Here is a 26252-nt window from a genome sequence, read left to right on the forward strand (position 1 = left end):
GCCGTCCCTCCGCATCGCTTCGTGATGCCACCAGGCACCACTGTGTCATTCGCTCGCTGACGCACGGTCACGCCTTCACCTCCGGGCTCACGCCCACACCGGCGCGGGCCGCAGCGTCCTTGAAGGCCATCCACGGCAGTAGCGCGCACTTGACCCGGGCCGGGTAGCGGGCCACGCCCGCGAAGGCCACCCCGTCACCGAGCACGTCCTCGTCCGGCGTGACCTGGCCACGTCCGGACATCAACTCCACGAACGCCTCGTGCACCTCGAAAGCTTCCCCGGTGCCCCGACCGCGCAGCAACTCGTGCAGCACGCTCGCCGACGCCTGGCTGATCGAGCAGCCCATCCCGTCGTACGAGATGTCGTGCAGCACGGTGCCGTCGGTGGCCACCCGGATGGTGACCTCGTCGCCGCAGGTGGGGTTGACGTGGTGTGCTTCCGCGACCCGGTCGCCCGGGTCGTCGGCGTCGCGCAGGCCACGCCCGTGCGGGTGCTTGTAGTGGTCCAGGATGATCTCCTGGTAGAGCTGGTCGAGCTGCATCAGTCGAACACCTTCCGCACCTGCTCCAGACCGGCCACCAGAGCGTCGATCTCCTCGGTGGTGGTGTAGAGGTAGAACGAGGCCCGGGTCATCGCCGGGACGCCGAACCGGCTGCACACCGGCTTGGCACAGTGGTGGCCCACCCGCACCTGCACGCCGAGCGAGTCGAGCACCTGACCCACGTCGTGCGGGTGCACGTCACCGAGCGCGAACGAGATGGTGCCGCCCCGGCCCACCGGCACGGTCGGGCCGAAGATCCGCAGGTCCGGCACCGAGCCGAGCGCGTCCAGCGCGTACGCCGTCAGCTCCTTCTCGTGCCACTGGATGGCCGACATCCCGATGCCGGTCAGGTAGTCGACCGCCGCGCCGAGGGCGACCGCCTCGGCGATCGGCGGGGTGCCCGCCTCGAACCGGGCCGGTGGCGCCGCGAACGTCGAGCGGGCCATGGTGACCGTCTCGATCATCGAACCGCCGCCGAAGACCGGCGGCATGGCCGCCAGCAGCTCACCGCGCCCCCAGAGCACGCCGATGCCGGTCGGACCGCACATCTTGTGCCCGGTGAAGACGATGTAGTCGGCGTCCAGGTCGACCACGTCGATGGGCAGGTGCGGCACCGACTGCGAGCAGTCCAGCAGCAGCAGCGCACCCACCTCACGGACCCGCGCGGTGATCCGGGAGGTGGCGTTGACGGTGCCGAGGATGTTGGACATGTGCACCAGCGAGACGATCTTCGTCCGCTCGGTGACCAGGTCCTCCAGGCCCGACTCGTCCAGCCGCCCCTGGTCGGTGACCGGGAACCAGCGCAGGGTCGCGCCGGTCCGCTCGCAGAGCAGCTGCCACGGGACGATGTTCGAGTGGTGCTCCATTTCGGAGATCACCACCTCGTCGCCCGGACCGAGCCGGAACCGGGGGTCGCCGTCCGGACGCAGCGAGGCGTTCGAGAAGGCGTACGCCACGATGTTGATCGCCTCGGTGGAGTTCTTCGTGAACACCACCTCGTCGGCGCTCGGCGCGTTGATGAACGCGGCGATCTTCGCCCGTGCCCCCTCGTACGCCTCGGTGGCCTCGGTGCCCAGGGTGTGCACCGAGCGCGACACGTTGGCGTTGTGCAGCGCGTAGTGCTCCCCGAGCACGTCGAGCACCTGCCGGGGTTTGTGCGAGGTGTTGGCGCTGTCGAGATAGACCAGCGGATGCCCGTTGATCTCCCGGTCCAGGATCGGGAAGTCGGCGCGCACCCGGGCCACGTCGAAACGCGGCGCGTCGTCGTACTGCGGCATCCCCGAAGGGATCGCGATGCTGGTCATCTCGGCAGCGCCTCTCCCACTCAGGCCTTGGCCGTGCCGGCCCCGGCGGCGTACCGCTCGTAGCCCTCGGCCTCGAGCTTGTCGGCCAGCTCCGGGCCGCCCTGCTCGACGATCCGGCCGGCGATGAACACGTGCACGAAGTCCGGCTTGATGTAGCGCAGGATCCGCGTGTAGTGGGTGATCAGCAGCATGCCGGTGTCACCGGTGTCGCGGACCCGGTTGACGCCCCCGCTGACCACGCGCAGCGCGTCCACGTCGAGGCCCGAGTCGGTCTCGTCGAGGATGGCGATCTTCGGCTTGAGCAGCTCCAGCTGGACGATCTCGTGGCGCTTCTTCTCACCACCGGAGAAGCCCTCGTTGACGTTGCGCTGGGCGAACGCCGGGTCCATCTGGAGGCGCTCCATCGCGCCGCGCAGCTCGCCACCCCAGGTGCGCAGCTTCGGTGCCTCGCCGTCGATGGCGGTCTTCGCGGTGCGCAGGAAGTTGGCCACCGAGACGCCGGGCACCTCGACCGGGTACTGCATGGCCAGGAAGAGGCCGGCGCGGGCCCGCTCGTCGACGGTCATGGCGAGCACGTCCTCGCCGTCGAGGGTCACCGTGCCGCCGGTGATCTCGTACTTGGGGTGACCGGCGATCGAGTACGCCAGGGTGGACTTACCGGAGCCGTTCGGGCCCATGATGGCGTGGGTCTCGCCCGACTTCACGGTCAGGTCGACGCCGGCCAGGATCGGCTTGAGCTCACCCTCGGGCAGCTTGACCGACACCTTCAGGTCGCGGATCTCCAGGGTGCTCATTATCGGGTCACTCCATTACTCGGCGTCAGGCTGAGGTAGATGTCTCCGTCGCGAACGTCGACGGGATAGACGGGGACGGGTTCGGTGGCGGGCAGGCCGGTCGGCTCGCCGGTGCGCAGGTCGAAACGGGAGCCGTGCAGCCAGCACTCCAGCGTGCAGCCGTCGACCTCGCCCTCGGAGAGGGCGACCGCGGCGTGGGAGCACTCGTCGTACGCGGCGTAGAACTCGCCGTCCTCGCCGTGCACCAGCGCGATGGGCGTGCCGTCGACGTCCGCGCTGATCGCGGTGCCCTTCGGCACGTCCTCGGTCGAGCAGATCCGGATCATCAGGCGCCGGCCTTGGTGAGCCGGGCCTCGATCGCGTCGCCGAGCTGCTCGCGCAGCGACTCCACCGGAATCTTGTTGATCAGCTCGGCGAAGAAGCCACGGACCACCAGCCGGCGGGCCTCACTCTCCGGAATCCCCCGGGCCATCAGGTAGAACAGCTGCTCGTCGTCGAAGCGGCCGGTCGCGCTGGCGTGACCGGCGCCGGCGATCTCGCCGGTCTCGATCTCCAGATTGGGTACGGAGTCCGCCCGCGCGCCGTCGGTGAGCAGCAGGTTCCGGTTGATCTCGTACGTGTCGGTGCCGGTCGCCTCGGCCTGGATGAGCACGTCGCCCACCCAGACGGTGTGCGCGCTCTCGCCCTGCAGGGCGCCCCGGTAGCCGACGTAGCTGCGGCAGTCCGGCACGTTGTGGTCGACCAGCTGCCGATGCTCCAGGTGCTGGCCGGCATCGGCGAAGTACACCCCGTACAGCTCGGCCTCGCCGCCCCGCCCGGTGTACTCCACGCTGGTGAACTGCCGGACCAGGTCGCCGCCGAGGGTGACCTGGATGTGGATGACCTTGGCGTCCCGACCCAGCTTGATCTTCAGGTGCTGAGCCTGGACCGCGTCGTCGGCCCAGTCGGCAACAGTGACCAGGGTCAGCTTCGCCCCGTCGGCCACGGCGACCTCGACGTTGTCGGCCAGGGTGGCCGACCCGACGTGCTCCACCACCACCGTCGCCTCGGCGAACCGGCCCACCTCGACGAACGTGTGACCGAAGACCGGCTGCTCGACACCCTCGCCGACCACCCGCAGCCGCACCGCCTCGCCAAGCACCACGTCGGGGGCCACCCGCAGCAGCAGGGCGTCGGCGGCGGCACCGTAGGCCAGCGCGCTGACCCGGTCGACCGGGGTCAGCACACTGCCGACCCGGTCGTCGTCACGGCCGACCCGGGTGATGGCGACGCCCTCGGGCAGGTCGCCGTACTCGTGTCGGACCGCGCCGGCCACGGCCGGCGCCTCAGTGGTCAGGCCGCGGAGGCGCTTGAGTGGGGTGAAGCGCCACTCCTCCTCCAGGCCGGTGAGGGCCGGGAAGTCGGCGACGTCGTACGAGCGCAGCGCCTGCGACTTGGTGCTGGGCGGCGGCGCGGAAGCCTGGGTAGTCATTTCTTCCTTGGTCTGTTCAACGACGACGGTGTCAGGTGCTCGGTAGGGCGGGCGGCGTCAGCCGACCGCGCCCTCCATCTGAAGCTCGATCAGGCGGTTGAGCTCCAGGGCGTACTCCATCGGAAGCTCCTTGGCGATCGGCTCGATGAAGCCGCGCACGATCATGGCCATCGCCTCGTCCTCGCTCAGGCCCCGGCTCATCAGGTAGAAGAGCTGGTCGTCGCTGATCTTGGAGACGGTCGCCTCGTGCCCCATCGACACGTCGTCCTCGCGGATGTCGACGTACGGGTAGGTGTCCGAACGGGAGATGGTGTCGACCAGCAACGCGTCGCACTTGACGGTGCTCCGGCTGTGGTGCGAACCCTCCAGCACCTGCACCAGACCGCGGTACGAGGTGCGGCCGCCGCCACGGGCGATCGACTTCGACACGATGGTGCTGCTCGTGTGGGGGGCCGCGTGCACCATCTTGGCGCCGGCGTCCTGGTGCTGACCCTCGCCGGCCATCGCCACCGAGAGCACCTCGCCCTTGGCGTGCTCACCGGTCATGTAGACCGCCGGGTACTTCATGGTCACCTTGGAGCCGATGTTGCCGTCGACCCACTCCATGGTCGCGCCCTCGTGGCAGACGGCGCGCTTGGTGACCAGGTTGTAGACGTTGTTCGACCAGTTCTGGATGGTCGTGTAGCGGCAGCGCGCGTTCTTCTTGACGATGATCTCCACGACCGCGCTGTGCAGCGAGTCGGAGGAGTACAGCGGCGCGGTGCAGCCCTCGACGTAGTGGACGTACGCACCCTCGTCGACGATGATCAGCGTCCGCTCGAACTGGCCCATGTTCTCCGTGTTGATCCGGAAGTAGGCCTGCAGCGGGATCTCCACGTGCACGCCCTTCGGCACGTAGATGAACGAGCCACCGGACCACACGGAGGTGTTCAGCGCGGCGAACTTGTTGTCGCCGACCGGGATCACCGTGCCGAAATACTCCTTGAAGACGTCCTCGTGCTCGCGCAGCGCCGTGTCGGTGTCCAGGAAGAGGACGCCCTGCTCCTCAAGGTCCTCACGGATCTTGTGGTAGACGACCTCGGACTCGTACTGCGCCGCGACACCGGCGACCAGGCGCTGCTTCTCCGCCTCCGGGATGCCCAGCCGGTCGTAGGTGTTCTTGATGTCCTCGGGCAGGTCCTCCCAGCTGGTGGCCTGCTTCTCGGTGGACCGCACGAAGTACTTGATGTTGTCGAAGTCGATCCCAGTGAGGTCCGCGCCCCACGCCGGCATCGGCTTGCGGCCGAACAGCCGCAGGCCCTTCAGCCGCAGGTCGAGCATCCACTCCGGCTCGTTCTTCTTCGCCGAGATGTCCCGCACCACCGCCTCGTTGATGCCGCGCTGGGCGACCGCGCCGGCGGCGTCCGGGTCGGACCAGCCGTACTCGTACCGGCCCAGGGCGGCGAGCTGCTCTTCCTGGGTCAGGGGCTGGACGATCTGCTCGGTCATCTATCTGTCCTCACAGTGGTGACGGGATTACCGGATTGAGCGCGGCCCGGCTGAGCCGGGATGTGCGTGGTGCACACCCCGTCGCCGTGCGCGATGGTGGCCAGACGCTGCACGTGGGTGCCGACCAGACGGGAGATGACCGCGGTCTCGGCCTCGCACAGCTGAGGAAACTCGGCGGCCACGTGCGCCACCGGGCAGTGGTTCTGACAGAGCTGGCCGCCGGAGGCGATCGTGGTCGCGTTGGCAGCGTAACCCTCGGCGGTGAGCGCTGCGGCGAGTGCCTCGGCTCGGGCGAGAGGGTCATCGCCGGCGTCCTCCATGGCCGTCCGACAACGGGACTCGAGGGCGGAGACCTGCTCGGTGGCGAACGCCTCGACCGCGTCCGAGCCGCCGCTGCGGGCGATCCACCGCAGCGCGGCGGTGGCCATGTTGTCGTAGTGGTGTGTGCCACAGCGGACCCGGGCGGCCTCGGTCAGCAGGAACACCTTGGCCGGGCGCCCCCGACCACGGCTGCCCTGCACGGTCTGCTCGCGGGCGTAGACGTCACCGTCCAGGAGCATCGCGTCCAGGTGCCGGCGGATCGCCGCCGGACTGAGCCCGAGCGCCGCGCCAAGCTGCGCGGCGGTGGCGGCACCCTGTTCCAGCAGCAGTCGGGTGACCCGATCCCGGGTGGAGATCTCGGCCACCGCCGGACCGGCGAGGCCGGCCGACGTGCCCACGGCGGGCGCGGACACCGGCGCACCGACGGCCGCTACGGCCGTCGGTTGGTGCCCGGAGAGCGCCGCCGCGTTTTTCACAACGCCAACGTTACGTAATTACCCGGAGGGCCGCAAACCCGGGCCCCGGTGATCCCAACCACCGAGCTGCCGGAGTCGGACGGACCTCGATCACTACGGTGCGTAGGATTTGCGCCGTGAACCGAATCGTCCGTCCGGTCTCCGGCATCCTGCTGCGCCGCCTCGCGCTCGCCTCGATCATCGCGAACGTGGGCATCGTCGTCACCGGCGGGGCCGTCCGGTTGACCGCCTCGGGCCTCGGCTGCCCCACCTGGCCGCGGTGCACCGACGATTCGTACGTCACCACCCCCGAGATGGGCATCTACGGGGTGATCGAGTTCGGCAACCGGCTGCTGACCTTCGCGGTGGGCCTCATCGCGCTGGCCACCGTGCTGGCGGTGCTGGTCCACCGGCCGCGCCGGCCCGGGCTCCTCGCGCTGGCCGTCGCCGTCTTCCTCGGCATTCCCGCGCAGGCGGTGATCGGTGGCATCACCGTGCTGACCAATCTCAACCCGTGGGTGGTCGGGCTGCACTTCCTCGCCTCGATGGCGGTGATCGCCGCCGCGTACGCGCTCTGGCGGCGCATCGTCGACCCCGACGGCCCGGTCGTGGCGGTCGTGCCCGCCCCGCTGCGCACCCTCGCTCGGATCACCACCGGCGTCAGCGTCGCGGTGCTGGTCATCGGCACCTGGGTGACCGGCAGCGGCCCGCACGCCGGCGACCACGGCGCCGCCCGCAACGGCCTGGACCCGGAGTCGATCTCCCAGGTGCACGCCGACGCGGTCTTCCTGCTCATCGGCCTCACGGTGGCGCTCATCTTCGCGTTCCGCGCCGTCGGTGCGCAGCGGGCCACCCGCGCCGCGGTCATCCTGCTGGTTGTGGAGCTGAGTCAGGGCCTGATCGGTTTCGTGCAGTACTTCACCCACGTGCCGGCGCTCCTGGTCGGGGCACACATGCTCGGCTCGTGCCTGGTGCTGCTGGCCACCCTGGCGGTGCAGTGGTCCACCCGGGAACGCCGGCCGGTCACCCCGGCGCCCCGGGCCACCCCGGCCGAGGAGGCCACCCCGGTCCCGACCCCCGCCTGACAACCCCCGCGCGCCCCGGCACGCAACCGCCCGACGGGCCGGTAACCGCCGCGCCCCGCGCCCCGCGCCCCGCGCCCCGCGCCCCGCGCCCCGCGCCCCGCGCCCCGCGCCGAAGATCGTGCTCGAACCAGGAAGTAGTGGCCTCACGAGGCGCGGACACCACTACAACAATGAACGAGCACGATCTTCCGGCCGGCGCCCCGTCAGCCGGGGCGGGTCAGGTGGGTGGTGATCGCGTCGGCGAGCCGGTCGGGGGCGCCGTCGGCGTACCCGATGAAGAGCGACGGTTCGGTCAGCTCCAGCTCGACCAGGACCGGCTTGCCGTCCGGGCCGGGGATCAGGTCGACCCGCGCGTAGAGCAGCTGTCGAGTGCCGCCGGGCACCGCCGCGAGGGTCTGCTCGGCCACGGCCAGCTGGTCGGCTCGGGCGGTGCGCGCGGTGATCTCTTCGGCCTTGTAGAGCCCGTCCGGGCCGAGATCCGGCCCGGTCAGCATCGGACCCTTGCGGATCGCGTGGCTGAACGCGAGCCCCTCCGGACCGGCCAGGAAGAGCAGCGCCGTCTCGCCCTCGGTGTCGACGGCACGCAGGTACGGCTGGACCATGGTCACCCGGCCGGCGTCGGAGAGCCGGCGAACATGCGCGGCGGCCAACTCCCGGTGTTCCGGGTCGGCCAGGTCGTAGCGGCCGGTGTCCTGGCTGCCGGCGCTGACGGCGGGCTTGAGCACGTACTCGCCGGTCTCGGCGGGTGCTTGCCAGCTCTCCCCCGGCTCGATCCAGGTCGTCGGCACTGTCGGCACCCCGGCGGCGCTCAGCTCACCGAGGTAGCGCTTGTCGGTGTTCCAGCGGACCACGTCGGCCGGGTTGACCAGCGCCGGGACGCCCGCCGCCCAGGACACGAACTCGTCGCGGCGCAACGCGTAGTCCCAGGGTGAGCGGAGCACGACCAGGTCGTAGGACGACCAGTCGACGTCGGGGTCGTCCCAGACCACGGATTGGGCGGCGACGCCGCGGGCGGCGAGCGGGGCGAGGACCAACCGGTCGTCCGGGTCGAGGTCGGCCAGCTCGGAGCAGGTGACGAGAGCGACCCGGGGTCCCCCCGGGCCGACTGGTGATATGTGGTCAATTCAACTGTCTATTCAGCGGGACATCGTGCGGCGGGCCATCGACCGCCAGAGGTCGTTGCTCGGACGCATCTGGTCCATCAGCTCACGCTCCCAGGCGTTCTCGACGGTGACTCCCGCCTTGGCGCACGCCTCCCGGGCGGTGACGGTGTCGTCGGCGAACTGGTCGCCCCACTCACCGTCGGAACCCACCAGGACGATCCGCGCGCCACGCTTGCCGACGTACTCGATGACCGCCTTCGCGCCGCCGTGCCCGGCGGCGAACGCCTTGAGGCCCGCGACCAGGCCGTGGGGCGCCTGCTCGCCGGTGGTCTGCTCGGCCGTCAGCGTCGTATCGGAACCATCTGCCATGACGCGAAGCCTAAGCAGAGTTGCACCCGGTCGCGCGAGAACCATGAACCTTTTGTGATGCCAATTACCTACAGGTTTAAGGACGACCACAGGTTTGCTGTCCGTTTATATCAGGACTTTTGCGCTCAAACCACGTGGGCAAAACGCCCCCGAACCATCCTGAGTTGAGCCGACCTGGCTCATGCTGAAAGTTACTCTGATGTGACGTTAAAAGCGGACAACTCATCCACGTTCATGATTAGTCAGTGGATCATCGCCGTCAAGCGCCGACCGGGCGGGGTGGGGACGGGTCAGATCAGCGCGTCGAGCGCGACGGCCACGAAGACGATCGTCAGGTACGTCGTCGACCAGTGGAACAGCCGCATCGGCTTGACCGCCTCGCCGCGCGTCGCACGCCGGCAGAGCTTGTGCGCCTCGACCACGAAGATGGCACCCACCACCAGGGTCGGCACCCCGTAGATCGCGCTGAGCCCCAGCGGCCAGACGGCCAGGGAGGTGAGCACGGTGAGCCACGCGAAGATCAGGATCTCGGCGTTCACCCGGCGGACCGAGGCCACCACCGGCAGCATCGGGATGCCGGCCCGGGCGTAGTCGTCCTTGTACTTCATGGCGAGCGGGTAGAAGTGCGGCATCTGCCAGAAGAAGACCACAGCGAACAGCCCCCACGCGGCCGGCGCCAACGAGCCCGTCACCGCCGCCCACCCGATCAGCACCGGGGCCGCCCCGCAGGCGCCGCCCCAGAAGGTGTTCGCCGGGGTGGAGCGCTTGAGCCACAGGGTGTAGACGAGGTCGTAGTAGGCGATCGCGGCGAGGGTCAGCGCGGCGGCCAGCAGATTGGTGAACGCCGCCATCAGGGCGACCGACACCGCCGCCAACACCAGACCGAAGATCAACGCGCTGCGCGGCGAGACGGTGTGCGCCGGCAGCGGCCGACGCTTGGTACGCCGCATCAACTGGTCGATGTCCCGGTCGATGTAGCAGTTGAGCACGCTGGCCGCGCCGGCGGCGAGCGAGCCGCCGATCAGGACGACGGCCATCAGCCACAGCGACGGCAGCCCGCCCTCGGCGAGCATCATCGCCGGGATGGTGGTGACCAGCAGCAACTCGACGATCCGAGGCTTGGTGAGCGTCACGTACGCCGAGATGACCGCGCGTACGTCCCGCCGGGCCACCGTGCCCTCGGCCGCCCGCGCCGGATGCTGCCCGGCCGGGTTGCTCGCGGGGCGCTCGGTGATCATGCTCACGGATTGCCACCTTCCGGCATCGGGCACGGGGAGATCGGATCGGTCGGGACCGGGAGGGTCCGCATACCGACCCACACACTACGCGTCGTCGTTTTGGCTGCCCGGCCGACCCGACAACGGTGCGGGTCGTCACACCACCGGGTTGAACCGAGCATCCGGATGGTCACGTAGCGCACACCATGCGCAGATCCCCGGGCGCACGTTTAGGGACGCTCGATAAGGTCATCGGTGAGGGTTCCGCCCATCTGCCGAGGAGCACAACCATCGTGGCTGTTAAACGACCCGAGCACTCCGCACTGAACTGGTCCGACCTCGATCGCCGGGCCGTCGATACCGTCCGCGTGCTGGCCATGGACGCCGTAGAGAAATCCGGCAACGGTCACCCGGGCACCGCGATGAGCCTCGCGCCCGCGGCGTACCTCCTCTTCAACCGGGTCATGCGGCACAACCCGGCCGACCCGAACTGGCCCGGCCGCGACCGGTTCGTCCTCTCCGCCGGGCACTCCAGCCTGACGCTCTACATCCAGCTGTTCCTCTCCGGTTACCCGCTGAGCCTGGACGACCTGAAGTCGCTGCGGCAGTGGGGCTCGCAGACGCCGGGGCACCCCGAGCACGGGCACACGCCGGGCGTCGAGACCACCACCGGCCCGCTCGGGCAGGGTCTGGGCAACGCGGTCGGCATGGCCATGGCGGCCCGCCGCGAGCGCGGCCTGTTCGACCCCGAGGCCGAGCTCGGCGCGTCCGTCTTCGACCACGACATCTGGTGCATCGTCTCCGACGGTGACATCGAAGAGGGCATCAGCCACGAGGCCAGCGCGCTCGCCGGGCACCAGCAGCTGGGCAACCTCACGGTGATCTACGACGACAACGAGATCTCCATCGAGGACGACACCCGGATCGCCAAGAGCGAGGACGTGGCCGCCCGCTACGAGGCGTACGGCTGGCACGTGCAGACCGTCGACTGGCGCAGCGGCGACGCCGACCAGGGCGACTACCACGAGGACGCCGAGGCGCTCTACGCGGCGCTGCTGGCCGCCAAGGCGGAGACCGCCCGCCCCTCCTTCATCGCGCTGCGCACCATCATCGGCTGGCCCGCCCCCAACAAGCAGAACACCGGCAAGATCCACGGCTCGGCGCTGGGCGCCGACGAGGTGAAGGCCACCAAGCGGATCCTCGACTTCGACCCGGAGCAGACGTTCCAGGTCGACGAGGAGGTGCTCAGCCACGCCCGCACGGTGATGGGACGCGGCTCCGACGCCCAGCAGGAGTGGACCACCGCGTTCGACGCGTGGAAGAAGGCCAACCCGGAGCGCACCGCGCTCTACGAGCGGTTGGCGGGCCGCGTACTCCCCGACGGCTGGACCGACGCGTTGCCGGTCTTCCCCGCGGACGCCAAGGGGGTGGCCACCCGGGCCGCGTCCGGCAAGGTGCTGGAGGCGCTCGCGCCGGTGCTCCCGGAGCTGTGGGGTGGCTCGGCCGACCTGGCCGAGAGCAACAACACCACGATGAAGGGCGAGCCGTCGTTCATCCCGGCCGCCCACGCCACCAAGGACTTCCCGGGCCACGAGTACGGCCGCACGCTGCACTTCGGCATCCGTGAGCACGCCATGGGCGCGATCCTCAACGGCATCGCCCTGCACGGCGGCACCCGCCCGTACGGCGGCACGTTCCTGGTCTTCAGCGACTACATGCGCCCGTCGGTGCGGCTGGCCGCGCTGATGAAGCTGCCGGTGACCTACGTCTGGACGCACGACTCGATCGGCCTCGGCGAGGACGGCCCGACCCACCAGCCGGTGGAGCACCTGACCGCGCTGCGCGCCATCCCGGGCCTGGACGTGGTCCGTCCGGCGGACGCCAACGAGACCGCCTGGGCCTGGCGGAAGGCGCTGGAGCACACCGACCGGCCGACCGCGCTGGCGCTGAGCCGTCAGCCGCTGCCGACCTTGGACCGCGACGTCCTGGGCAGCGCGGAAGGCGTGGCCAACGGTGGCTACGTGCTGGCCGAGGCGTCCAACGGCAAGCCTCAGGTGATCATCATCGGCACCGGTTCCGAGGTGCAGCTCTGCCTGACCGCCCGGGAGCGGCTGGAGGCCGACGGCACCCCGACCCGGGTCGTCTCGATGCCCTGCCAGGAATGGTTCTACGAGCAGGACGAGGCGTACCGGGAGTCGGTGCTCCCGCGCGGGGTAAAGGCACGGGTGAGCGTGGAGGCGGGCATCGCGATGTCCTGGCGCGGCGTCGTCGGTGACCTCGGCGAGAGCGTGAGCCTGGAGCACTACGGAGCGAGCGCCCCGCACACCGTGCTCTTCGAGCAGTTCGGGTTCACCCCCGACCGGATCGTGGCGGCAGCACACGCCTCGCTGGCCCGGGTGGGCGACATCACCGGTTTCACGACCGGCAACTGAGGGAGCGTGGATGGCATGACGGACAAGCTGAATGAGCTCACCGCCGCGGGTGTGGCGGTCTGGCTCGACGATCTTTCCCGGGTGCGGTTGAGCTCCGGCGGGCTGGACCAGCTGCGCCGCGAGAAGCACGTGGCCGGCGTCACCACCAACCCGACGATCTTCGCCAAGGCGCTGAGCGACGCCGACGAGTACAACTGGCAGCTGCGCGACCTCGCCACCCGTGGCGTGGACGTGGAAGAGGCCGTACGGATGCTCACCACGTACGACGTACGGTGGGCCTGCGACGTCATGCGCCCGTCGTACGACGGCAGCGCCGGTGTCGACGGCCGGGTCTCGATCGAGGTGGACCCGCGCAGCGCGCACGACGCGGACAAGACCGTCGCCGAGGCCAAGGCGCTGTGGTGGCTGGTGGACCGACCCAACCTCTTCATCAAGATCCCGGCCACCGAGGAGGGCCTGTCGGCGATCACCGACACCCTCGCCGAGGGGATCAGCGTCAACGTGACGCTGATCTTCGGTCTGGACCGCTACTCGGCGGTCATGGAGGCGTTCCTGGCCGGTCTGGAGCAGGCCAAGGCCAACGGTCACGACCTGTCGAAGATCGGCTCGGTCGCGTCGTTCTTCGTCTCCCGGGTCGACTCCGAGGTCGACAAGCGGCTGGAGAAGGTCGGCTCCGACCAGGCCAAGGGCCTCAAGGGCAAGGCCGCCGTCGCCAACGCCCAACTGGCGTACGAGCGCTACACCGAGGTGTTCTCCTCGGGCCGCTGGAAGGCGCTCGAGGCGGCCGGCGCGCACCCGCAGCGGCCGCTGTGGGCGTCCACCTCGACGAAGAACCCAGACTACCGGGACGTGATCTACGTCGAGGAGCTGATCGCCCCCGGCACGGTCAACACGATGCCGGAGGCGGTCATCCACGCGTACGCCGATCACGGCGAGACGCGCGGCGACACCGTGACCGGCGCCTACGACGCGGCCCGGAAGGTCTTCGCGGACCTGGAGTCGGTCGGGGTGGACATGTCCGACGTGATCGCCACCCTGGAGCGCGAGGGTGTGGAGAAGTTCGAGGCGAGCTGGCAGGAGCTGCTCGACGGTGTCAGCAAGTCGCTGGCGGCGGCGGGCACCGGCAAGGGCTCGCCGAACAAGGCGGCCAAGGGCAACGCCAAGGCCGCCGAGAAGGCCGGTGGCGCATGAGCGAGCGAATCAGCAAGCTCAGTGCAACGGTGCCTCATGGCGGCACGCAGCGAAGCGGAGTGACGGCATGAGCGAGCGCAGCGAGCGAATCAGCAAGCTCAGTGCGATGAGGCCTCATGACGGCACGCAGCGAAGCGGAGTGACGGCATGAGCGACCTGCCTGCTGGGGCGGTGGAGGGAGCCGCCGGGCTCTCCGTGTACGGCGCGGACGCGGTCGACAAGGCCGCGCCCGCCTCAACCCGGGAGGCGCTGGTCAAGGCCGGCGTCCCGGGCAAGCTGGCGGGCAAGGACGCGAGCCTGTGGGGTCCGGACGCCGAGGCCGAGGCGAAGATCCGCCTGGGCTGGGTGGACACCCACCGGCGCAGCCGCGAGCTGCTCGCGCAGTTGGCCGAGCTGACCGCCGAGCTGGCCGACCTGGATCACGTGGTGCTCGCGGGCATGGGCGGTTCGTCGCTCGCGCCCGAGGTGATCACCCAGACGCTGGGTCGTCCGCTGACGGTGCTGGACACCACCGACCCGGGCCAGGTCCGGGCGGCGCTCGGTGACCGGCTGGAGCGCACCGTCGTGGTGGTGGCCAGCAAGTCCGGGTCGACGGTGGAGACCGACAGCCACCGGCGCGCCTACTGGCAGGCGTTCCTGGACGCCGGGATGACCGAGGCGGAGGCCGGCCGGCACTTCGTCATCGTCACCGACCCGGGTTCGCCGCTGGAGGCCACCGCGACCGAGATGGGCGCGTTCACAGTGCTCGCCGACCCGAACGTCGGCGGCCGGTACTCGGCGCTCACCGCGTTCGGTCTGGTGCCGTCGGCGCTGGCCGGCGTGGAGGTCGCGGAACTGCTCGACCAGGCCGACGCGCTGGCCACGTCGCTCGGCGCGGACCAGAACAACCCGGCGTTGGCCCTGGGCGCGGCCCTGGGCGCCGCGGCCACTGTGGCCCGGGACAAGGTCGCCCTCGTTTCCGACGGCACCGGCATCGACGGGCTCGGCGACTGGGCCGAGCAGTTGATCGCCGAGTCGACCGGCAAGGCCGGGGTGGGCATCCTCCCGGTGGTGGTGGAGTCCCCGCAGAGCCCCGGTGCCACCGGCCCGGACGTGCTGACCGTCAGCTACGGGGGCGCGCTGGCCCCCGGTGACGTGCCGGGCGGCGGCGCCACCCCGGACGTGGCCGTCAACGGCCCGCTGGGCGCGCAGTTCCTGGCCTGGGAGTACGCCACCGCGGTGGCCGGTGTGGTGCTCGGGATCGACCCGTTCAACCAGCCGAACGTCACGGAGTCCAAGGAGAACACCAACAAGATCCTGGCCTCGGGCCTGCCGGCGGAGACGCCGTCGTTCACCGAGGGCGCGATCGAGGTGTACGCCCCGCAGGGCGCCCCGGGTGACCTGGCCGGCGTGCTGCGCTGGCTGCTCGACGGGTTGGGCGACGACGGTTACCTCGCGGTGATGGCGTACCTCGACCGGTTCGCCGACGCCGACACGGCCAAGCTGCGGCCGCTGCTGGCGCAGGCGAGCGGGCGGCCGGTCACCTTCGGCTGGGGGCCGCGGTTCCTGCACTCGACCGGCCAGTACCACAAGGGCGGTCCGCAGGTGGGTAGCTACCTCCAGGTGACCGGCGCGGTGGCCGAGGACCTGGCGGTGCCGGGCAAGCCGTACACCTTCGGCGAGCTGCAGGCGGCGCAGGCCGCCGGGGACCGGCAGGCGCTCGCCGGTCGGGACCGGCCGGTCCTGCGGTTGCACCTGACCGACCGGGCCGCCGGTGTCGCCCAACTACTGGACGCGGCCGGTGATCTGCGGGCGTGAGGATGGACGACGTGACTGAAGCGGAGCGAGGAGGCGGTTCCGTGAGCGCGAGGAGTGAGCCGGGGTTGCGAGCCCCGGAGTCGCGAACCGAAGGTGGCTCGGTGAACCCGCTGCGCGATCCGCAGGACCGCCGGTTGCCCCGGATCCCCGAGCCGTGCGCTCTGGTGATCTTCGGGGTGACCGGCGACCTGGCCCGCAAGAAGCTGCTCCCCGCGGTCTACGACCTGGCCAACCGGGGGTTGCTGCCGCCGGGCTTCGTGGTGCTCGGTTTCGCGCGCCGCGACTGGGGTGACGGCGACTTCGAGACCCTGGCGTGCGAGGCGGCCAAGAAGCACGCCCGCACCCCGTGGCGGGACGAGGTGTGGGCGCGGCTGGCCGGCAACATCAAGTTCGTCGGCGGGTCGTTCGACGACGACGCCGCGTTCGACCACCTCGCGTCGACGCTGGACGACCTGCGTCAGACCCACGGCATCACCGGCAACGCGGCGTTCTACTTCTCCATCCCGCCGGCCGCGTTCCCCGTGGTGCTCAAGCAGCTGGCACGGACCGGAATGGCCGACAACGAGAAGTCCGGCGGTTGGCGGCGGGTCGTGGTGGAGAAGCCCTTCGGCAACGACCTGCCGTCGGCGAAGGCGCTCAACGACCTCGTCGACGACGTGTTCACCCGCCAGGACGTCTTCCGGATCGACCACTACCTGGGCAAGGAGACGGTTCAGAACATCCTTGCCCTGCGGTTCGCCAACAACCTGTTCGAGCCGCTGTGGAACTCCAAGTACGTCGACTCGGTGCAGATCACCATGGCGGAGGACGTCGGCATCGGCACCCGCGCCGGCTTCTACGACACCGTCGGCACCGCCCGTGACGTGCTGCAGAACCACCTCCTGCAACTCCTCGCCCTGGTGGCGATGGAGGAGCCGACCAGCTTCGACGCCGACGAGATCCGGGCCGAGAAGCTGAAGGTGCTCAAGGCCATCACCCTGCCCAAGGACGTCACCCGCGACACCGTCCGCGGCCAGTACCTGCCCGGCTGGGTGGGCGGCGAACGCGCTGTCGGTTACCGGGACGAGCAGGACGTCCCCGCCGACTCCACCACGGAGACGTACGTGGCGGTGCGGCTGGGCATCCAGAACCGCCGGTGGGCGGAGGTGCCGTTCTACATCCGGGCCGGCAAGCGGCTGCCCCGGCGGGTCACCGAGGTCGCCATCATGTTCAAGAAGGCGCCGCACCTGCCGTTCAACGACGCCGACATGGAGTCGTTGGGCAACAACCAGCTGGTCATCCGGGTGCAGCCGGACGAGGGCGTGGTGCTCAAGTTCGGCTCGAAGGTGCCGGGCACCACCATGGAGGTCCGCGACATCGCGATGGACTTCCAGTACGGCGAGGCGTTCACCGAGTCCAGCCCCGAGGCGTACGAGCGGCTGGTGCTGGACGTGCTGATCGGTGACCGCACCCTGTTCCCGGACGCGGCCGAGGTCGAACAGAGCTGGCAGGTGATCGACCCCCTGGAGCACGCCTGGGCGGGCACCACCCCGGAGCCGTACCGGGCCGGTGAGTGGGGCCCACGGGCCTCCGACGAGATGCTGGCCCGCGAGGGCCGCGCCTGGAGACGAGCATGATCGGGCTGTGGGACACCACCGGCAACGAGGTGGTCAAGGCGCTCGCCGCCGAGCGGCGCAGCGCCGGCGGGGTGGCCAGCGGCATGGCGCTCACCCTCATCGTGGTCGTGGACGAGAAGCGGGTCCGGGAGGCGGAGGCGGCGGCGACGATCGCCGCCGCCGCCCACCCGTGCCGGCTCCTGGTGGTGGTGCGCTCGGAGATCGAGCGGGACCGCAACCGACTGGACGCGGAGATCGTGGTCGGTGGCCGGCTCGGCCCGTGCGAGGCGGTGGTCACCCGGATGTACGGCCGCTTGTCGCTGCACGCCGAGTCGGTCGTGATGCCGCTGCTCGTGCCCGACGTGCCGGTGGTCACCTGGTGGCACGGCGAGCCGCCGGCGGAGATCGCCACCGACTTCCTCGGGGTGGTGGCCGACCGGAGGATCACCGACTGCGCGCAGGCCGCCGACCCGGTGGAGGCGCTGCGGCAGCGTGCCCGGGACTACGCACCGGGCGACACCGACCTGGCGTGGACCCGCATCACCCCGTGGCGCACCCTGGTCGCCGGGGCGTTCGACACCACCAGCGCCCAGGTCACCGAGGCGAGAATCGTCGCGCCGCCCAGCGACCCGACGGCGGCGCTGATGGCCGGTTGGCTGTCCAGCCGGCTCGGCATCACCCCGCACCGGGTGGACAGCAACGAGTTCCCCCGCATGCGGGAGGTGCAGCTCAGCTGCGCCAACGGCGACCAGCTGACGCTGACCCGCGAGGACAGCATGGCCGTCTTCCGGCGCACGGGTCAGGAGGACCGGGCTCTGCCGCTGGTCCGCCGCCCGCTCGGCGACGAACTGGCCGAGGAACTGCGCCGGCTGGACGCCGACCAGGTGTACGCGGAGGCGCTGGGCGCGACGGCCGGCCTGCGCGGGCTGGAGCAGCGCCCGCCGCAGCGGGTCCACGTCTGGAAGGATCCGGCCACCGCGCAGCGCGCCGAGGCCGGGGTCACCGCGCACGCCGGCACCAGCGGCGAGGGCTGAGCCCAGCCGGGGTACGACGTCGGGCAGGGCCGGTACCCACCGGCCCTGCCCCGCAACCTCTGGGGTTTTCGCCCCAACCACCTCGGGCGGACCGTCCCGGGCACGACAGCGACCGCCGGGCGGTCGGGAAACGAAGGCGCAACCATGAGTGAGGCGAGTGTCGCCGTCCACGCCGACGCCGACCTGCTGGCGCAGGCCGTGGCGGCCCGGTTGCTGGTGAAGCTGCTCGACGCCCAGGCCGACCGGGGCGAAGCCTCGGTGGTGCTCACCGGCGGCCGGGTCGCCGCCGCCGTGTACCGGGCGGTGGCGGCGCTGCCGGCCCGCGACGCGGTGGACTGGTCCCGGGTCGACGTGTGGTGGGGCGACGAACGGTTCCTGCCCGCCGGTGATCCGGACCGCAACGAGACCCAGGCTCGCGCCGCCCTGCTGGACGTGGTGCCGCTGGACCCGGCCCGGGTGCACGCGATGCCGGCCTCGGACGGCCCGGCCGGCAACGACCCCGAGGCGGCGGCTGCCGGGTACGCGGAGGAGCTGGCCCGCGCCGCCCGGCCCGGGCACGCCACCCTGCCGCACTTCGACGTGCTGATGCTGGGCGTCGGCGAGGACGGCCACGTGGCGTCGGTCTTCCCCGAGCACCCGGTCGGCTACGAGACGCGGCCGGTCAGCGCGGTGCGGGGCAGCCCGAAGCCGCCGCCGACGCGGACCACCCTCACCCTGCCGGCGATCAACACCGCCGAGGAGGTCTGGCTGGTGGCCGCCGGCGCCGACAAGGCTCGCGCGGTGGGTATGGCGTTGGCCGGCGCGGGCCCGGTGCAGTTGCCGGCGGCCGGCGTGCGCGGTGTGGGCCGCACCCGCTGGCTGTTGGACCGGGCGGCGGCCGCCGACGTGCCCGCCCGGCTGCGCAGCCTGCGCTGAGCGCGGCCCGCTACTCGCCGCGTCGGCGCCGCAGAGCGGCGAGCGCCTCGTTCAGCAGGGCCTCGCCCTCCTCGGCGGTGCGCCGCTCCTTCACGTACGCCAGGTGGCTCTTGTACGGTTCGGCGCGGGCCCGGCCCGGCGGGTTCTGGGCGTCCGGGCCGGCGGGCAGGCCGCAGCGGGGGCAGTCCCACTGGGCCGGCGGCTCGACGTCCGCGGCGATCCGGATGTCGACCCGGTGGTCGTTACGGCACCAGTAGGTGACGTCCTGTCGGGGGGCGGGTTGGTGCCGCTCGTCCGGGCGCATGGGTGCGGACCCGACCCGGGCTCCCCGGATAACGTTGCCACTCGGCACGGCTGCTCGCTCCTGTCGTCGGAGGGGACCCGCCGTCTTCGGGGGTGGAGCGGCGGGCGACGCGGTGCAGCGGGGAAAAGCCTGCGCGCGGTCCGTCGAGTGACGAACCGCGCGCAGATTGTACGACTTACTGGGCCTGCTCAGGCGCCGCTGTTCATCTGGAGGCGCAGCCAGAGCCCGAGCCCGACGATCGCGGCGAACCAGACGACGCTCACCAGCACGGTGTAGCGGTCCAGGTTCTTCTCCGCGACCGAGGAGCCCGCGAGGCTGGAGCTGACGCCACCGCCGAACATGCTCGACAGACCGCCGCCCTTGCCGCGGTGCAGCAGGATCAGCAGGGTGAGCAGAATGCTCGTGATGACCAGCAACACGATCAACGTGTATGCGAACCAGATCGGCATGGCTGGGGTCAGTTCCTCTCGTAGCGATCCTCGCCCGGTCTGATCGGGCACGGCGGCACCGACCGGCGGACGGGCGGTGTCAAGGATACCGAGCGATCAGCGAGCGAGGTGCTCCGGGAACCGGCAGATCTGAGCGAATTCCTCGGCGTCCAGGCTGGCGCCCCCCACCAGGCCCCCGTCCACGTCCGCCTGACCCATGATCGAGGCGATGTTGGACGCCTTGACCGAGCCGCCGTAGAGGACCCGAACCTGGTCGGCGGTCTCCTGGTCGAAGCGCGCCGCCAGCCGCTGACGCACCGCCCCGCAGACCTCCTGAGCGTCGTCAGGGGTCGCGGTCTTGCCGGTGCCGATCGCCCAGACCGGCTCGTACGCGACCACTACCTGCCGCACCTGCTCGGGGGTGAGCCCGGCGAGGCCCCCGTCGAGCTGGTCGGAGCAGTGCGCCACGTGGGTGCCCTGCTCGCGGACGTCCAGCCCCTCCCCCACGCAGAGGATCGGCGTCAGGCCGTGCGTCAGCGCCGCCTTGACCTTGGCGTTGACCAACGCGTCGTCCTCGTGGTGGTAGGCCCGCCGCTCGGAGTGCCCCACCACGACGTACGTGCAGCCGAGCTTGGCCAGCATCGGTCCGGAGATCTCCCCGGTGTACGCGCCGGACGCGTGCGGGGAGAGGTCCTGCGCGCCGTAGCCGATCAGCAGCTTGTCGCCGTCCACCGCGGTCTGCACGGTTCGCAGGTCGGTGAAGGGCGGCAGCACGACCGTCTCGACGTCGGTGAGCTGCTTCTCGGTGAGGCTCGCCGCCAACTTCTGTACCAGCAGGTTGGCCTCGAGGTGGTTGAGGTTCATCTTCCAGTTGCCGGCCATCAACGGCCGGCGGGTGGTGCTCGACATTCAGTTCTCCAGGGCCGCGATGCCGGGGAGGGTCTTGCCCTCGAGGTATTCCAGGGAGGCGCCACCACCGGTGGAGATGTGATTGAAATCAGTCTCGTCCAGCCGCAACGCACGGACCGCGGCTGCCGAGTCACCGCCGCCGACGACGCTGAACGCGTCGGCCTTGGTGATCGCCTCCGCGACCCCCCGGGTGCCCGCCGCGAAGGCTGGCATCTCGAACACGCCCATCGGGCCGTTCCAGAAGATCGTCTTCGCCTGGGACAGCGCGGCGCTGAAGCCAGCCACCGTCTCCGGGCCGACATCCAGGCCGAGCCGGTGGCTCGGGATGCCGTCGACCCGCACCGTGTCGTGCGCCGCGTCCGGGGCGAACGCGTCCGCGACCACCACGTCGACCGGAAGCATGATCTTGCCGCCGGACCGCTCCAGCAGGTTACGGCAGGTCTCGACCATGTCCTTCTCCAGCAGCGAGGTGCCCACCTCCAGGCCCTGGGCCTTGAGGAAGGTGAAGCACATCCCGCCACCGATGAGCAGCCGGTCGACGGTGGGCAGCAGCGCCTCGATCACGGCGAGCTTGTCGGACACCTTCGACCCACCGAGCACCACCACGTACGGCCGCTCGGGCTCACCGGTGAGCTTGGAGAGGACCTCGACCTCACGCAGCACCAGCCGGCCCGCGACGTGCGGCAGCCGGGCCGGCACGTCGAAGACGCTGGCGTGCTTGCGGTGCACGGCACCGAACGCGTCGTCCACGTAGGCGTCGCCGAACGCGGCGAGCTGGTCGGCGAAGGCGCCCCGCTCGGCCTCGTCCTTGCTGGTCTCGCCGGCGTTGAAGCGCAGGTTCTCCAGGAGGGCGACCTGACCGTCGGCCAGGCCGGCCACTGTGGAACGGGCGGAGTCGCCGACGGTGTCGGTGGCGAAGTGCACCGGCGCGCCGAGCAGCTCACCGAGGCGCCCGGCGACCGGGCCCAGGCTGAACTGCGGGTCCGGAGCGCCCTTCGGACGGCCCAGGTGCGAGCAGACGACCACCTTCGCGCCGGCCTCGACCAGCGCGCCGAGGGTCGGCAGCACCGCGCGGATCCGGCCGTCATCGGTGATGGCACCGGTCTGCTTGTCGAGCGGGACGTTCAGGTCGGCGCGCACCAGCACGCGCCGACCCGACACCCCCTCGGCGAGCAGATCGTCGAGGGTCCGGATGCTCACAGCGAGCTACCGACCAGCTTGACGAGGTCGACCAGGCGGTTGGAGTAGCCCCACTCGTTGTCGTACCAGCCGACGACCTTGACCTGGTTGCCGACCACCTTGGTCAGCGGCGCGTCGAAGATGCACGACGCCGGGTCGGTCACGATGTCGGTGGAGACGATCGGGTCCTCGTTGTAGACCAGGATGCCCTTGAGCGGGCCGTCCGCGGCGGCCTTCAGGGCGGCGTTGACCTCGTCGACGGTGGTCTCGCGACCCACGTTGACGGTGAGGTCGGTGACGGAGCCGGTCGGGATCGGCACCCGCAGGGCGTACCCGTCGAGCTTGCCCTTGAGGTCCGGCAGAACCAGGCCGATCGCCTTGGCGGCGCCGGTGGAGGTCGGCACGATGTTCAGCGCGGCGGCCCGGGCCCGACGCAGGTCCGAGTGCGGCGCGTCCTGGAGGTTCTGGTCCTGGGTGTACGCGTGGATCGTCGTCATCAGACCGTGCTGGATGCCGAACGTGTCGTGCAGGACCTTCGCCATCGGGGCGAGGCAGTTGGTGGTGCACGAGGCGTTGGAGATGATGGTGTGCTTCGCCGGGTCGTAGGTGTCGTGGTTGACACCCATGACGACGGTGACGTCCTCGTTCTTCGCCGGTGCGGAGATGATGACCTTCTTGGCCCCGCCGTCGACGTGCGCCTTGGCCTTGGTGGCGTCGGTGAAGAAGCCGGTCGACTCGATGACGACGTCGGCGCCGACCTCGCCCCACGGCAGCTTCGACGGGTCCTTCTCGGCGTACGCCTTGATGGTCCTGCCACCGACGGTGATCTCGTCGGCGGTGGCCTTGACCTCGTAGGGCAGACGACCGAGGATGCTGTCGTACTTGAGCAGGTGGGCGAGCGTGCCGTTGTCGGTCAGGTCGTTGACCGCCACGACCTCGATGTCGGCGTCAGACGCCAGCACTGCCCGGAAGAAGTTACGGCCGATTCGGCCAAAGCCGTTGATGCCAACCCGGATGGTCACAGGTCCCATCTCCTCGCGTTCTGGTCCGCCGGCTTCACACAACGGGCCGGCGGGAATGGTGTGCGCCGACCGTTGGAGCCGGCCGTCGACGGTTCATCTCGGCCACCCCGCCGCGCGGTCTGAGGACCTGACCGCCCGAGGCGGTGGGGCACGACGAGGAGTGCCGGTGTCGGCCCCCTTGCCGTACGCAGCGACCCTATCCGAGCGTGCGAGACCACGCTGCGCCGGGTCGTGCTCCCGGACGCACCGTGCGGCCCCACCGTCCTATCAGACCACGAGCATGTCGGGCGTGACGGCTGCTTCCGTATCCGGGATGCCGAGGTCCCGGGCCCGCTTGTCGGCCAGCGCCAGGAGCCGGCGGATCCGCCCGGCGATGGCGTCCTTGGTCAGCGGGGGGTCGGCCAGCGCCCCCAACTCCTCCAGCGACGCCTGCCGGTGCTCCAGGCGCAGCCGCCCGGCGTCGGTCAGGTGGTTGGGCGCCTCGTCGGCCAGGATCTCCAGCGCGCGGGTGACCCGGGCGGCCGCGGCGACCGCCGCCCGCGCCGAACGGCGCAGGTTGGCGTCGTCGAAGTTGGCGAGCCGGTTGGCGGTGGCCCGCACCTCCCGGCGTACCCGGCGCTCCTCCCAGGCCAGCACGCTGGAGTGCGCGCCGATCCGGGTGAGCAGCGCGGCGATCGCGTCGCCGTCCTTGACGACCACCCGGTCCACCCCGCGTACCTCACGGTTCTTCGCGGTGATGCCGATGCGCCGGGCCGCGCCGACCAGCGCCAGCGCCGACTCCGGCCCCGGGCAGGTGATCTCCAGCGCGCTGGAGCGGCCGGGCTCGGTGAGCGAGCCGTGGGCCATGAACGCGCCCCGCCACGCGGACACCGCGCAGCAGACGTTCGCCGCCACCACGTGCGGGGGCAGACCGCGCACCGGACGGCCCCGCACGTCGAGCAGCCCGGTCTGCCGGGCGAGGGCCTCACCGTCCTTGACCACCCGCACGATGAAGTGGCTGCCCTTGCGCAGCCCACCGGAGGCCAGCACGTGGATCTCGCTGGGATAGCCGTAGACCTCGGCGATCTCCCGGCGCAGCCGCCGGGCAACCGCCCCGGTGTCCAGTTCTGCCTCCACCACCACCCGGCCGGAGACGATGTGCAACCCGCCGGCGAAGCGCAGCAGCGCGGCCATCTCCGCCCGCCGGCAGCAGGGCTTGGGCACGTCGACCCGACTCAGCTCGTCCTTGACCGCGGCCGTCATCGCCATTGTGCGTCCCCTCACGGACCTGTTCCGGCGTGTCGCCGGAGATTACGTACGTGTCTAACGATCGGCGCCCAGGACAGGCACCAGCGCGGCGCCCAGGGCAGCCGGATCATGGCGGGGAGTCCCGTCGACAACGGCGACGGGGGCGAGGACCAGGCGGGCACCCAGCGATTCTGCCGCACGTTCGACCGGTTCGGGGTCACCCACCGCCTTGGCGTCGGCGAGCACGAGATCCACCTTCAGCTCGGGCAGGTACCAGTGCAGCGCCGCGAGGTGGTCGGCGACGGAGAGCCCGAGGGTCTCCTTCTCCGCAGCGAGGTTCAGCGTGACCAGCCGCCGGGCCGAGGTGGACACGATGGCGTCGGCCAACTGCGGCACCAGCAGGTGCGGCAGCACGCTGGTGTACCAGCTGCCCGGCCCGAAGATCAGCCAGTCGGCCGCCCGGATCGCCTCGATGGCCTCGGCGCAGGCCGGTGGGGCGCTCGGGGTGAGGCGCAGCGACTCGACCCGTCCGGTGGTGACGGCCACCTGGTGCTGGCCGGTGACCGTGCGCACCTCGTCGGGGGCGGCCGGGTCGGCGCCGCGTACCCGGGCCTCGATCCCGACCGGTTGTCGGGACATCGGCAACACCCGGCCCACCGCGCCGAGCATCGCGCCGGCGTGTTCCAGCGCCGCCACCGGGTCGCCGAGCAGCTCCATCAGGCCGCAGAGCACCAGGTTGCCCACCGCGTGCCCGGCCAGACCGTCCCCGCCGGCCGACGCCCCGTCGGTGCCGCGCAGGGCCGCACCGTGTCGGGCCGGGCCGTCCGGGCCCGGGTCGTCGCCCGCCGCCGGGCCCGGGTCGGTCCCGTCGGATCGGGGTACGCCCACCGGCACGGCGGCGAAGCGGTGCTGGAACAGCCCGGCGCTGCGCCGGGTGGCCGGGTGGTCCCCGGCCAACGCCACGAGCGCCTGACGCAGATCACCCGGGGGCAGACCACCCCGCTCGGCCCGCAGCCGGCCACTGGAGCCGCCGTCGTCACCCACCGTGACCACTGCGGTGATGTCGAGGTCGAGTTCGGGAGCGCAGTGGCGCAGCGCGCGCAACGAGGCGGACAGCCCGTGCCCGCCGCCGAACGCCACCACCCGCCGGGTCGTCATTCCCGCCCCAGGTCACGGTGCTGGGCGTTCGCCGCCAGCCCGGAGTGCCGCAGTCGGCTGGCCAGCTCCTCGGCGATGGCCACGCTGCGGTGCTTGCCGCCGGTGCAGCCCACGGCGACGGTGAGGTACCGCTTGCCCTCCCGCTCGAAGCCGGTGGTGGTGGCGTTGACCAGGTCGGCGTACGAGGCGACGAAGGCGTCCGCGCCCTCCTGACCCAGCACGTACGCACTGACCGCCTCCTCCCGCCCGGTGTGCTCACGCAGCTCCGGCACCCAGTAGGGGTTGGGCAGGAAGCGGGCGTCCAGCACGAAGTCGGCGTCCGGTGGCAGGCCGTACTTGAAGCCGAACGACAACACGGTGACCCGCAGCCGGCGGGCGTCCTCGCCGCCGAACAGCTCCTCGATGCGCCGCCGGAGCTGGTTGACGTTCAGGTGGCTGGTGTCGATGATCACGTCGGCCTGGTCGCGGGCCTCCTCCAGCAGACCGCGCTCCACGGCGATGCCGTCGGCCAACCGCCCGTCACCCTGCAACGGGTGCGAACGCCGAACACTCTCGAACCGCCGGATCAGCACCTCGTCGTCGGCGTCGACGAAGACCACCCGGGGCGAGAACCCGCGCTCCTTGAGCTCCCGGATGGCCCCGGCCAGGTCAGTGGAGAAGGCCCGCGACCGCACGTCCAGCACCATGGCGGTACGCCGGGCCGCACCGCCCGCCTTGAACGCCAGCTCGGCCATGTCCAGCATCAGGGCCTGCGGCAGGTTGTCCACGACGTAATAGCCGACGTTCTCCAACGCCCGGGCGACAGTGCTGCGGCCACCCCCGGAGAGGCCGGTGACCACCACGAGAGTGGTTTCCGACTCGGCCGCCGACTGCTCGTCGTCGGCCTCCGGGCCGTCGATCCGGTCACCGGCTG

25 protein-coding genes are annotated in these 26252 nt (G+C 71.0%); 7 read left to right on the forward strand and 18 right to left on the reverse strand.

What is annotated here, in order from left to right:
• Positions 1-67: 67 nt before the first annotated feature.
• Genes sufU through KBX26_RS27630 form a run of 7 tightly spaced genes read right to left on the reverse strand, consistent with a single transcriptional unit; the run spans position 68 to position 6395 of the window.
• A complete protein-coding gene (sufU, locus tag KBX26_RS27600; protein WP_030337314.1) occupies positions 68-541 on the reverse strand; it encodes a Fe-S cluster assembly sulfur transfer protein SufU in 474 nt (157 codons plus the stop codon).
• Complete coding sequence (locus KBX26_RS27605; RefSeq protein WP_210866736.1) at positions 541-1845, reverse strand: cysteine desulfurase; 1305 nt, start codon at positions 1843-1845, stop codon at positions 541-543. The genes sufU and KBX26_RS27605 overlap by 1 nt, the downstream gene beginning before the upstream one ends.
• Positions 1846-1865: 20 nt before the next feature.
• Positions 1866-2639, reverse strand: a complete 774-nt coding sequence (sufC, locus tag KBX26_RS27610; RefSeq protein WP_210866737.1) for a Fe-S cluster assembly ATPase SufC — start codon at positions 2637-2639, stop codon at positions 1866-1868.
• Entirely contained in the window at positions 2639-2965 is a 327-nt protein-coding gene (locus KBX26_RS27615; RefSeq protein ID WP_030337319.1) for a non-heme iron oxygenase ferredoxin subunit, read from the reverse strand. Before KBX26_RS27615 ends, sufC begins: the two co-directional genes overlap by 1 nt.
• Complete coding sequence (sufD, locus tag KBX26_RS27620; protein ID WP_210866738.1) at positions 2965-4110, reverse strand: Fe-S cluster assembly protein SufD; 1146 nt, start codon at positions 4108-4110, stop codon at positions 2965-2967. The genes KBX26_RS27615 and sufD overlap by 1 nt, the downstream gene beginning before the upstream one ends.
• Positions 4111-4167: 57 nt before the next feature.
• Complete coding sequence (sufB, locus tag KBX26_RS27625) at positions 4168-5598, reverse strand: Fe-S cluster assembly protein SufB (RefSeq protein WP_030337321.1); 1431 nt, start codon at positions 5596-5598, stop codon at positions 4168-4170.
• Complete coding sequence (locus KBX26_RS27630) at positions 5595-6395, reverse strand: helix-turn-helix transcriptional regulator (protein WP_374224336.1); 801 nt, start codon at positions 6393-6395, stop codon at positions 5595-5597. Before KBX26_RS27630 ends, sufB begins: the two co-directional genes overlap by 4 nt.
• 98 nt (positions 6396-6493) lie before the next feature.
• On the opposite strand from KBX26_RS27630, the gene KBX26_RS27635 reads away from it, so the two are divergent.
• Positions 6494-7459 carry a heme A synthase gene (locus tag KBX26_RS27635; protein WP_167337351.1) on the forward strand — a complete coding sequence of 322 codons (966 nt, stop codon included), beginning with the start codon at positions 6494-6496 and terminating at the stop codon, positions 7457-7459.
• A 203-nt stretch (positions 7460-7662) separates the two neighbouring features.
• On the opposite strand, the gene KBX26_RS27640 is transcribed toward KBX26_RS27635, so the two are convergent.
• The 3 genes from KBX26_RS27640 to KBX26_RS27650 all read right to left on the reverse strand — a co-directional run bounded on the left by KBX26_RS27640 (position 7663) and on the right by KBX26_RS27650 (position 10175).
• A complete protein-coding gene (locus KBX26_RS27640) occupies positions 7663-8574 on the reverse strand; it encodes a RimK family alpha-L-glutamate ligase (RefSeq protein ID WP_210866749.1) in 912 nt (303 codons plus the stop codon).
• Between the two features lie 21 nt (positions 8575-8595).
• The gene (locus KBX26_RS27645) at positions 8596-8931 is read right to left on the reverse strand and encodes a hypothetical protein (RefSeq protein WP_030337329.1); all 336 of its coding nucleotides are present in this window, start codon (positions 8929-8931) and stop codon (positions 8596-8598) included.
• Between the two features lie 290 nt (positions 8932-9221).
• The gene (locus KBX26_RS27650) at positions 9222-10175 is read right to left on the reverse strand and encodes a heme o synthase (RefSeq protein WP_030337330.1); all 954 of its coding nucleotides are present in this window, start codon (positions 10173-10175) and stop codon (positions 9222-9224) included.
• Between the two features lie 266 nt (positions 10176-10441).
• Between KBX26_RS27650 and tkt the strand changes: the two genes are divergently transcribed.
• The 6 genes from tkt (at position 10442) to pgl (ending at position 19112) form a co-directional block, all read left to right on the forward strand.
• Positions 10442-12580, forward strand: coding sequence for a transketolase (gene tkt / locus KBX26_RS27655; protein WP_210866739.1), 2139 nt, complete (start codon positions 10442-10444; stop codon positions 12578-12580).
• A 15-nt stretch (positions 12581-12595) separates the two neighbouring features.
• On the forward strand, positions 12596-13771 hold the full coding sequence (gene tal, locus KBX26_RS27660; RefSeq protein WP_210866740.1) for a transaldolase: 1176 nt from the start codon (positions 12596-12598) through the stop codon (positions 13769-13771).
• A 147-nt stretch (positions 13772-13918) separates the two neighbouring features.
• Positions 13919-15568 (forward strand): glucose-6-phosphate isomerase, encoded by a 1650-nt coding sequence (locus tag KBX26_RS27665; protein WP_210866741.1) that lies wholly within the window; start codon positions 13919-13921, stop codon positions 15566-15568.
• Positions 15569-15669: 101 nt separating this feature from the next.
• Positions 15670-17184, forward strand: coding sequence for a glucose-6-phosphate dehydrogenase (zwf, locus tag KBX26_RS27670; RefSeq protein ID WP_030337336.1), 1515 nt, complete (start codon positions 15670-15672; stop codon positions 17182-17184).
• Positions 17181-18197: a glucose-6-phosphate dehydrogenase assembly protein OpcA gene (locus KBX26_RS27675; RefSeq protein WP_030337338.1), complete on the forward strand. Its 1017-nt coding sequence runs from the start codon at positions 17181-17183 to the stop codon at positions 18195-18197. The genes zwf and KBX26_RS27675 overlap by 4 nt, the downstream gene beginning before the upstream one ends.
• A gap of 144 nt (positions 18198-18341) precedes the next feature.
• On the forward strand, positions 18342-19112 hold the full coding sequence (gene pgl, locus KBX26_RS27680; RefSeq protein WP_030337340.1) for a 6-phosphogluconolactonase: 771 nt from the start codon (positions 18342-18344) through the stop codon (positions 19110-19112).
• 10 nt (positions 19113-19122) lie between these two features.
• Here the strand turns inward: pgl and KBX26_RS27685 are convergent, their stop codons facing one another.
• The 8 genes from KBX26_RS27685 to rapZ form a co-directional block, all read right to left on the reverse strand.
• Positions 19123-19464, reverse strand: a complete 342-nt coding sequence (locus tag KBX26_RS27685) for an RNA polymerase-binding protein RbpA (protein ID WP_030337342.1) — start codon at positions 19462-19464, stop codon at positions 19123-19125.
• A 140-nt stretch (positions 19465-19604) separates the two neighbouring features.
• A complete protein-coding gene (gene secG, locus KBX26_RS27690) occupies positions 19605-19865 on the reverse strand; it encodes a preprotein translocase subunit SecG (protein WP_030337344.1) in 261 nt (86 codons plus the stop codon).
• A 96-nt stretch (positions 19866-19961) separates the two neighbouring features.
• On the reverse strand, positions 19962-20753 hold the full coding sequence (gene tpiA, locus KBX26_RS27695; RefSeq protein WP_030337346.1) for a triose-phosphate isomerase: 792 nt from the start codon (positions 20751-20753) through the stop codon (positions 19962-19964).
• Positions 20754-21953 (reverse strand): phosphoglycerate kinase, encoded by a 1200-nt coding sequence (pgk, locus tag KBX26_RS27700; RefSeq protein ID WP_030337348.1) that lies wholly within the window; start codon positions 21951-21953, stop codon positions 20754-20756. It abuts the gene before it with no gap.
• On the reverse strand, positions 21950-22954 hold the full coding sequence (gap, locus tag KBX26_RS27705; RefSeq protein ID WP_030337349.1) for a type I glyceraldehyde-3-phosphate dehydrogenase: 1005 nt from the start codon (positions 22952-22954) through the stop codon (positions 21950-21952). The genes pgk and gap overlap by 4 nt, the downstream gene beginning before the upstream one ends.
• Before the next feature lie 267 nt (positions 22955-23221).
• Complete coding sequence (whiA, locus tag KBX26_RS27710; RefSeq protein ID WP_030337350.1) at positions 23222-24202, reverse strand: DNA-binding protein WhiA; 981 nt, start codon at positions 24200-24202, stop codon at positions 23222-23224.
• A 54-nt stretch (positions 24203-24256) separates the two neighbouring features.
• Positions 24257-25339, reverse strand: coding sequence for a 2-phospho-L-lactate transferase CofD family protein (locus KBX26_RS27715; protein WP_210866742.1), 1083 nt, complete (start codon positions 25337-25339; stop codon positions 24257-24259).
• Positions 25336-26238: an RNase adapter RapZ gene (gene rapZ / locus KBX26_RS27720; RefSeq protein WP_156057957.1), complete on the reverse strand. Its 903-nt coding sequence runs from the start codon at positions 26236-26238 to the stop codon at positions 25336-25338. The genes KBX26_RS27715 and rapZ overlap by 4 nt, the downstream gene beginning before the upstream one ends.
• Positions 26239-26252: the final 14 nt, after the last annotated feature.

This window comes from Micromonospora sp. C97 (assembly GCF_018070385.1).
GTDB lineage: Bacteria > Actinomycetota > Actinomycetes > Mycobacteriales > Micromonosporaceae > Micromonospora > Micromonospora parva.

Coding starts and splice junctions, on each gene's coding strand:
- sufU (WP_030337314.1), bottom strand. CDS start 541: ATGCAGCTCGACCAGCTCTACCAGGAGATCATCCTGGACCACTACAAG.
- KBX26_RS27605 (WP_210866736.1), bottom strand. CDS start 1,845: ATGACCAGCATCGCGATCCCTTCGGGGATGCCGCAGTACGACGACGCG.
- sufC (WP_210866737.1), bottom strand. CDS start 2,639: ATGAGCACCCTGGAGATCCGCGACCTGAAGGTGTCGGTCAAGCTGCCC.
- KBX26_RS27615 (WP_030337319.1), bottom strand. CDS start 2,965: ATGATCCGGATCTGCTCGACCGAGGACGTGCCGAAGGGCACCGCGATC.
- sufD (WP_210866738.1), bottom strand. CDS start 4,110: ATGACTACCCAGGCTTCCGCGCCGCCGCCCAGCACCAAGTCGCAGGCG.
- sufB (WP_030337321.1), bottom strand. CDS start 5,598: ATGACCGAGCAGATCGTCCAGCCCCTGACCCAGGAAGAGCAGCTCGCC.
- KBX26_RS27645 (WP_030337329.1), bottom strand. CDS start 8,931: ATGGCAGATGGTTCCGATACGACGCTGACGGCCGAGCAGACCACCGGC.
- tal (WP_210866740.1), top strand. CDS start 12,596: ATGACGGACAAGCTGAATGAGCTCACCGCCGCGGGTGTGGCGGTCTGG.
- KBX26_RS27665 (WP_210866741.1), top strand. CDS start 13,919: ATGAGCGACCTGCCTGCTGGGGCGGTGGAGGGAGCCGCCGGGCTCTCC.
- KBX26_RS27675 (WP_030337338.1), top strand. CDS start 17,181: ATGATCGGGCTGTGGGACACCACCGGCAACGAGGTGGTCAAGGCGCTC.
- pgl (WP_030337340.1), top strand. CDS start 18,342: ATGAGTGAGGCGAGTGTCGCCGTCCACGCCGACGCCGACCTGCTGGCG.
- secG (WP_030337344.1), bottom strand. CDS start 19,865: ATGCCGATCTGGTTCGCATACACGTTGATCGTGTTGCTGGTCATCACG.
- tpiA (WP_030337346.1), bottom strand. CDS start 20,753: ATGTCGAGCACCACCCGCCGGCCGTTGATGGCCGGCAACTGGAAGATG.
- whiA (WP_030337350.1), bottom strand. CDS start 24,202: ATGGCGATGACGGCCGCGGTCAAGGACGAGCTGAGTCGGGTCGACGTG.
- KBX26_RS27715 (WP_210866742.1), bottom strand. CDS start 25,339: ATGACGACCCGGCGGGTGGTGGCGTTCGGCGGCGGGCACGGGCTGTCC.